The 6,865-nt window shown below is 48.3% G+C and carries 7 protein-coding genes; 6 read left to right on the forward strand and 1 reads right to left on the reverse strand.

Going from position 1 to position 6,865, the window contains the following annotated elements; translation table 11 throughout:
- Positions 1-44 precede the first annotated feature (44 nt).
- From WBV75_RS08290 to WBV75_RS08315, 6 genes are all read left to right on the forward strand, one after another.
- Positions 45-677: a 4'-phosphopantetheinyl transferase family protein gene (locus WBV75_RS08290; protein WP_424120163.1), complete on the forward strand. Its 633-nt coding sequence runs from the start codon at positions 45-47 to the stop codon at positions 675-677.
- A gap of 80 nt (positions 678-757) precedes the next feature.
- A complete protein-coding gene (locus WBV75_RS08295) occupies positions 758-1,018 on the forward strand; it encodes a thiamine-binding protein (protein ID WP_424120164.1) in 261 nt (86 codons plus the stop codon).
- The gene (gene pnuC / locus WBV75_RS08300) at positions 1,002-1,634 is read left to right on the forward strand and encodes a nicotinamide riboside transporter PnuC (protein WP_424120165.1); all 633 of its coding nucleotides are present in this window, start codon (positions 1,002-1,004) and stop codon (positions 1,632-1,634) included. The genes WBV75_RS08295 and pnuC overlap by 17 nt, the downstream gene beginning before the upstream one ends.
- Entirely contained in the window at positions 1,595-2,158 is a 564-nt protein-coding gene (locus tag WBV75_RS08305) for an AAA family ATPase (protein WP_424120169.1), read from the forward strand. Before pnuC ends, WBV75_RS08305 begins: the two co-directional genes overlap by 40 nt.
- Positions 2,155-3,693: a DUF4301 family protein gene (locus WBV75_RS08310; protein ID WP_424120166.1), complete on the forward strand. Its 1,539-nt coding sequence runs from the start codon at positions 2,155-2,157 to the stop codon at positions 3,691-3,693. The genes WBV75_RS08305 and WBV75_RS08310 overlap by 4 nt, the downstream gene beginning before the upstream one ends.
- A 289-nt stretch (positions 3,694-3,982) precedes the next feature.
- Entirely contained in the window at positions 3,983-6,217 is a 2,235-nt protein-coding gene (locus WBV75_RS08315; RefSeq protein WP_424120167.1) for a TonB-dependent receptor, read from the forward strand.
- A 9-nt stretch (positions 6,218-6,226) separates the two neighbouring features.
- Here WBV75_RS08315 and WBV75_RS08320 read toward each other — a convergent pair whose 3' ends face one another.
- Positions 6,227-6,673, reverse strand: coding sequence for a hypothetical protein (locus tag WBV75_RS08320; protein WP_424120168.1), 447 nt, complete (start codon positions 6,671-6,673; stop codon positions 6,227-6,229).
- Between the last annotated feature and the right edge of the window lie 192 nt (positions 6,674-6,865).

Here is a 6,865-nt window from a genome sequence, read left to right on the forward strand (position 1 = left end):
CTTCTGAAAAACGATTTCAAAGATACGGATAAGATTACAAAACAATGCCACTTTACAAGACTGTAGAAAATAGCGAGACTTTCCAGATTTACCTCTGGAAAATCGAAGAATCAGAGACGTGGCTCTCCAGGGATATTGTCCTGACTCCGCATTGTCAGTCGCGGCTGGAGGGGATGAAGTCTGAACTGCATCGAAGGGGATTTCTCAGCATCCGCCACTTGCTGGCACAGGCCGGGTACACCGATGCAGACCTGTATTACGACGAGGGCGGGAAACCCCATTTAAAGGATGGTACCTATATTTCCATCACCCATTCCTTTGAGTTTACCGGGATTATCCTTTCAAAGAAACAGGAGGTGGGTATTGATATTGAAAAGCAACGAGACAAAATACTGCGGATCGCCCATCGGTTTACCCCGGTAAAGGAATACAGGACCCTTGCCAATGATCAGGCGCTGATACGCAAGCTGACCATGGTATGGGGCGCCAAAGAATCTATTTATAAAATAATGGGGATACACGGGCTGAGTTTTTTAAATCACATCCGGGTTGCGGAATTTGATATGAGGGACGGGCATACAAGTGCTGAGGTGTTTTTAAAAGGAATTTCCAGGAGATTTGAGGTTTATTTCAAGGAATTTGAGGGCTTTACCCTGGCCTATGCACTCAGTGTTTGAGAGCGATTATAACCGATCTCAATGTATGCGTTGGCAGGATTCCGATCAGACCGCCTACCTTTGATGTTTAAAGAAAGTCCATGGAAATTTCAGTCGAACTAACCTTTAGCCCGCTTCAGGATGGGTATGAGCCCCAGATTATTCGTTTTATTAAAGCCCTTAGGAACTCAGGTCTCACTGTGCTTGAAAACCCTATGAGTACACAGATTTACGGGGATTACGCTCGGGTTATGGAAGTGCTGAATCGCGAAATTCACACGAGCCTGGAGGGGGTTGAACAGGGGGTTTTTTACTTGAAAATGGTCAAAACAGACCGAAGTGCCTATGAACCCCATTTTTGATTTTTTCCTGGATCCATACCGGGAACGCTCCTTATTTTTTATCCTGCTTGAGGTTGTCGCTTTTGTATTTGGAATTGCCAGTGTAGTCCTGGCGAAACGCGAAAGTATCCTTGTGTACCCCACAGGCTTGATCGCCACTGTAATTACAATGTACCTTTTCTTCAAGGACAGGCTCCTGGGGGATATGATGATCAATCTGTATTACTCCCTGATGAGTATCTATGGTTGGTGGAACTGGTCCAGGCGGAAAGAAGGAGCTACGGTAGTGCATATTTCCAGAACCAATAAAACTGAAAAGGGTATCGGATTTCTGTTTTTTGTCGGGGCCTCGGGCCTCAATTACATTATTTACAAGGTTTTTGAGGTACCCATCGGCCCTTCTAACTATGTGGATATACTCACCTCTGGAATATTCTTTACCGCCATGTGGTACATGGCTACTAAAAAACTGGAAAACTGGACCCTCTGGATTTTGGCAGATCTCATTACCATACCCCTTTATGCCTACCGGGGTTGGGGAATGTTGTCCCTTCAGTATTTGATATTCACTATCTTGGCTGTTCAAGGTTACAGGGACTGGAAAAAACGTTTAAACAAGAGCCTTCAAACATCCTGAAAGTGGTGGTTTTTGGGCCTGAATCTACGGGGAAAACGACCCTTGCCAAAGCCCTGGCCTCCCATTACCAGACAGAGTGGGTTCCGGAATACGCCCGGGAGTACCTGCAGGAAAAATGGGATCGTACCCGGCAGACGTGCCGTCCGGGGGATCTTCCTCCTATTGCGTCAGGTCAGATCGCATTGGAAAACACCCTAACCCGCTCGGCTAATCGATTGTTGATTTGTGATACCGACCTTTTGGTGACTAAAGTGTATTCTGAAGCGTACTACAATGGGTTCTGCGATCCGGAAATTGAAAGATATGCCCTGCAGAACACTTACGACTTGTATTTACTTACCGGAATCGACGTGCCCTGGGTTCCTGACGACCTGCGCGATAAACCTGGGGAGCGGGAAGAAATGTTCGCGCGATTCAAATCGGCTCTGGAGCTTAATAAGCGCAGTTTTGTTATCTTAAGGGGATCCCCTGCAAAAAGGCTTGAGGAAGCCATTTACCACATCGATAAACTCTTGAATCCATGAATGCATTTTCAGAGGAAGATAAACACCTCCTGTCCAAAAAGGGGATTACCCCGGAGAAGGCCGCCCAACAAATTGAAACTTTTCGTGAGGGTATACCCTATGTAGCCCTTTCCAAAGCAGCTGTTGTCGGGGATGGGATTATCCGGCTTTCCCAGGAGCAACAACAGCACCTGCGGAAACATTATAAAGATCAGGGATCGGATCTGAGAGCCCTTAAGTTTATTCCGGCCTCAGGGGCTGCTTCCCGTATGTTCAAAGATTTATTTGGATTTTTACAAAGTTTTAAGCCCGGGGAGACATCCCTTGATGAATTTTTAAGTCGTCCGGATGAGAAAGCGATTAAAACATTTTATGAGGGTTTGGAGCGCTTTCCATTTTTCGGTGAAATTTCGAGGTCGCTCCCTAAAATGCCGAATTCTCCGGGGGAGCAGTTATATGCTTTTATCTCTGAAATGCTCACTGAAAAGGGACAGAATTACGGGTTCTACCCCAAAGGCCTTTTACCATTTCACAGGTATGGAAACCGGACAGCGACCCCCTTTGTGGAACATTTAAAGGAAGGGGCCGCCTATGGCAGTTCGGGTGCTGTATCTCACCTGCATTTTACTATTTCTCCACAGCACAGGGATTTGTTCCGGAAGGAAGAGGATTCATTTGCGGCTGCAATAGCCGCTGCTGCGGGTTGCGAGTTTAAGATCACCTATTCGTATCAAAAAGAGTCCACAGATACCCTGGCAGTTACGCCTGATAATGAGCCCTTTCGGGATGGGAGCGGGCAGCTGCTTTTCCGACCCGGTGGACATGGTGCCCTTCTGGAGAACCTCAACGAGCAAGACGCTGATGTGCTATTTATAAAGAATGTTGACAATGTAGTACCAGACCGGTCCCTCGAGGAAATTGCGGCCTGGAAGGAAGTGCTGGCAGGGTATCTGCTCAAGGTCCAGTCCAAGGCGTTTAGTTTTCACAGGATGCTGGTCGACGGAACGGTGGATCACGATTTATTAAAACGGGTCCACGCATTTTTGGAAACGGGGCTGAACGTACGATTTCCCGATGCTTTTCCGGGTTACAGCCTTGAAGAACAGATGGCTGTGCTCATCGACAAGCTGTCTCGACCCATAAGGGTTTGCGGTATGGTCCGCAACGAAGGAGATCCCGGGGGAGGTCCCTTCTGGATAAAAGATACCATGGGGAATGAGTCTTTGCAGATTGTCGAGTCGGCCCAAGTGGATTTAGAGGACGAAGCCCAACTCGAGATTTTTGAGAAGTCGACACACTTTAACCCGGTGGACTTGGTTTGTGGGGTACGCGATGCTTTTGGCAAGAAATTGGACCTGCTCCAATACGTGAATTCCAAACAGGGTTTTATCGCTTCAAAAACCTTCGAGGGCAGGGAATTGAAGGCCCTGGAACTTCCCGGTCTGTGGAATGGGGGGATGGCGTATTGGAATACCGTATTTGTGGAGGTTCCGGGGAGTACTTTCAACCCCGTTAAAACCGTGAATGACCTGCTCAAACCGGCCCACCAACCCTGATTTTGGGAAAGGCCAAATAGAGGAATAATCATTTTTATCATCAGTGGGATGTCCGTATCTTTGCAGCATCTCATAAGGGGTGCTTTGGTTTTTAAGGGATTGTAGATCGCATAAAAACCGGGCTGAGATTATACCCGATGAACCTGGGCAGGTAATGCTGCCAAGGGAACACTAAGAGAGTTCGTCCTCAATTTTAGGGGACCTCCTTCTTTCCATCCGGGTTGGCTTTTGCTACAAAAACGAATTCACTACTGAATAATGGCCCCTTTTGTTCGTAATCGCAACACGAATGAGAAAGATGGTTTTATGGGGATTGTTTTTATCGATCCCATACGCAACACTGGCCCAGCAAACACAAACGGATACCACCGAATTGGATCAGATCGCCCTGGATGAGGTGCTGGTTTCAGCTGTCCGGGTAACCCGTGAGGCCCCGGTAACTTTTTCCAACCTGAAAAAGGACCGCATTGCCAGGCGCAATCTTGGGCAGGACATCCCGATCCTCATGAATTACCTGCCTTCAGTAGTCACCACCTCAGATGCAGGTGCCGGGATTGGTTACACCGGGATACGGGTAAGGGGTAGTGACGCCACCCGTGTGAATGTCACTATAAACGGGGTTCCCTATAACGATGCCGAATCTCAGGGGACTTTCTGGGTCAATATGCCAGACTTTGCCTCTTCTACCGAGAGCTTGCAGCTTCAACGCGGGGTGGGGACCTCCACCAATGGCGCAGGAGCCTTTGGGGCCAGTTTGAATATTCTCACTGATGTGGTCTCCTCGGAGGCCTACGCTGAACTCACGGCATCTGCAGGTAGTTTTAATACCCACCGGGCCACCGCGAAATTCAGTACAGGTTTGTTGGGAGATCAATTTGAATTCTCCGGCCGACTCTCCCGGATCGCTTCTGACGGGTACATCGACCGGGCCGCTTCGGATTTGGATTCCTATTTTCTTCAGGGTGCTTTTGTAAAAGAGAAGACCCTGCTCAAGGCCCTTATGTTTGGAGGGCATGAAGTGACATATCAGTCCTGGTATGGCTTTGACCCCGATGTGCTCAGCGCTATTGGGGTGGACAACAACCTGGAAACCAACCGCCGCTACAATATCGCGGGCATCCAGTTTGACCGGGATGGAAATTTCGAAGGGTTTTACGACAACCAGGTGGACGACTACAAACAGGACCACTTCCAGTTGCACTGGAACCAGGAATGGACGGGGGCTTTTCAAACCAACATTGCCCTTCACTACACCCGGGGGCGTGGATTTTTTGAAGAATACGTAGACGAGTGGTACTACACCAATATCCTCTTCGCCCCGGATGCTGAATTGAGTTTTCTGGGTCTGGATAACCCGGTTATTGACGGGGAGGAAATCAGTACGATGGATTATGCACGCCGGCGCTGGCTGGACAATGATTTCTACGGAACTGTTTTTTCGGGAACTTATCGTCAGGGGCCTTTGGAAGTGCTCCTCGGGGGAGGGTGGAATACTTACAGGGGTGATCACTTCGGAGAGGTGATATGGGCCAGGTATGCGGGGGGCCTCGAACCCCGGGATCGTTACTACGAGGACGATTCTCAAAAGGACGACCTCAATATATTTGCCAAAGCCAATTACCGTCTGGGGAACAAATGGCAATTCTTTTTGGATCTGCAGTACAGGGGTGTACGATACCAGGCAAACGGGGAACAAACAGGATTGGTGGATGATCGGTTCCGGTTTTTTAACCCTAAATCCGGAATCACATATCGGATCAACCCTTCCCAGAACCTGTATTTTTCCTATGCCGTTGCAAACCGGGAACCCAACAGGAATGACTATGAAAATGGCAACCCCAAACCGGAGCGCCTGCAGGACTTTGAATTGGGGTGGCGATACCTGAAGGAACGCACCAGTGTAAACGCCAACCTGTACTATATGCGGTATAAGGATCAGCTGGTGCTCACCGGGGATCTCAACGATGTAGGAGCTCCCATCCGTTCCAATATTGGAGATAGCTACAGGTTGGGTGTGGAAATTGATGTGGATATGCCACTGGGTCGGGCTTTTCAATGGCAACCCAACCTGGCCCTCAGTACCAACAGGAATATCGATTTCTTTTTCAGGCGGGATGGGGAGCTGGCCAATTTGGGAAATACCCGGATCGCCTTTTCTCCGGAAGTCGTTCTGGGGAGCCGGTTGGTATATAACTTTTCAGAAGACTTGCAGTTTGCACTGCTCACCAAGTTCGTGGGGGAACAGTATATGAGCAATATTGAAGCCGAAAAATCCAAATTAGAGGCCTACACCCAAACCGATTTTAACCTGCAGTACCGTTTGAAACCCTTTGGCTGGTTCCCGGATGTGGCCCTTACCCTTCTTGTGAACAATATTTTTGATGCGAAATTCAGTTCAAACGGGTATTTCTACACCTTTGATGATGATTTCAGTAATCCGGGAAGTGTAACTACGGTTGAAGGAGTAGGGTATTATCCCCAGGCGGGTATTAATTTCCTGGCCGGGATTACGGTTCGTTTCTGAGGATAAGCCCTAGTTGGAGATGACAACGCTATTCCCGCTCGCACTTGCGCGATACTCCAGCATATCGAAGTAGCGATTGCCGTCATCCGGGCGGTCCAGTTGCTGGCCCGTAAACAAACTGTACTCGTAATCCTCGCAAGAGCAGCGTGCATTCTGTCCGGTAATGGTCATGGTCGAACAGGAATTCGGGCTGTGGTTCGGACAACTGGCTTCAAAAGCGCGAAAGACATCAAATCCTGTGTTCATCACGAACACTCCCCGAATCCCAACCCCCTCTGTGGGGATGTAAACCGGGTTGCCAATGGTCATCAGATCGGCGTATGACGGGAGGGCCAGATTGATTTCAAACCGGAACCCCAATTCCTGTAAATACGGGTTGCGCTGCCCGGTATCGCTATCACAACAGACGAGTATAAAGAGCACCAAGACAGGGAGTAAGAAGCGTTTTAAGGACATCCGATCACTTTTGATTTCCGCAAAATTCCGTAAAAAAAACCTATCTTTGTTTAAATCCTCAAAATAACTTACACTTCAAGTAAGTATTACGGGGATTTTCTGTTTATAAATTGGTTTCACTATGAGTAACGTTTCATATTACACGGAAGAGGGGTTAAAAAAACTCAAGGAAGAACTGAATCAACTCAGGGA

It is taken from the genome of Robiginitalea sp. (genome assembly GCF_049588695.1).
Classification (GTDB): Bacteria; Bacteroidota; Bacteroidia; order Flavobacteriales; family Flavobacteriaceae; genus Robiginitalea.

What these genes read in the sequence shown, in the direction of transcription:
- WBV75_RS08290 (WP_424120163.1), top strand. Translation starts at nt 45, where the DNA reads ATGCCACTTTACAAGACTGTAGAAAATAGCGAGACTTTCCAGATTTAC.
- WBV75_RS08295 (WP_424120164.1), top strand. Translation starts at nt 758, where the DNA reads ATGGAAATTTCAGTCGAACTAACCTTTAGCCCGCTTCAGGATGGGTAT.
- pnuC (WP_424120165.1), top strand. Translation starts at nt 1,002, where the DNA reads ATGAACCCCATTTTTGATTTTTTCCTGGATCCATACCGGGAACGCTCC.
- WBV75_RS08310 (WP_424120166.1), top strand. Translation starts at nt 2,155, where the DNA reads ATGAATGCATTTTCAGAGGAAGATAAACACCTCCTGTCCAAAAAGGGG.
- WBV75_RS08315 (WP_424120167.1), top strand. Translation starts at nt 3,983, where the DNA reads ATGAGAAAGATGGTTTTATGGGGATTGTTTTTATCGATCCCATACGCA.
- WBV75_RS08320 (WP_424120168.1), bottom strand. Translation starts at nt 6,673, where the DNA reads ATGTCCTTAAAACGCTTCTTACTCCCTGTCTTGGTGCTCTTTATACTC.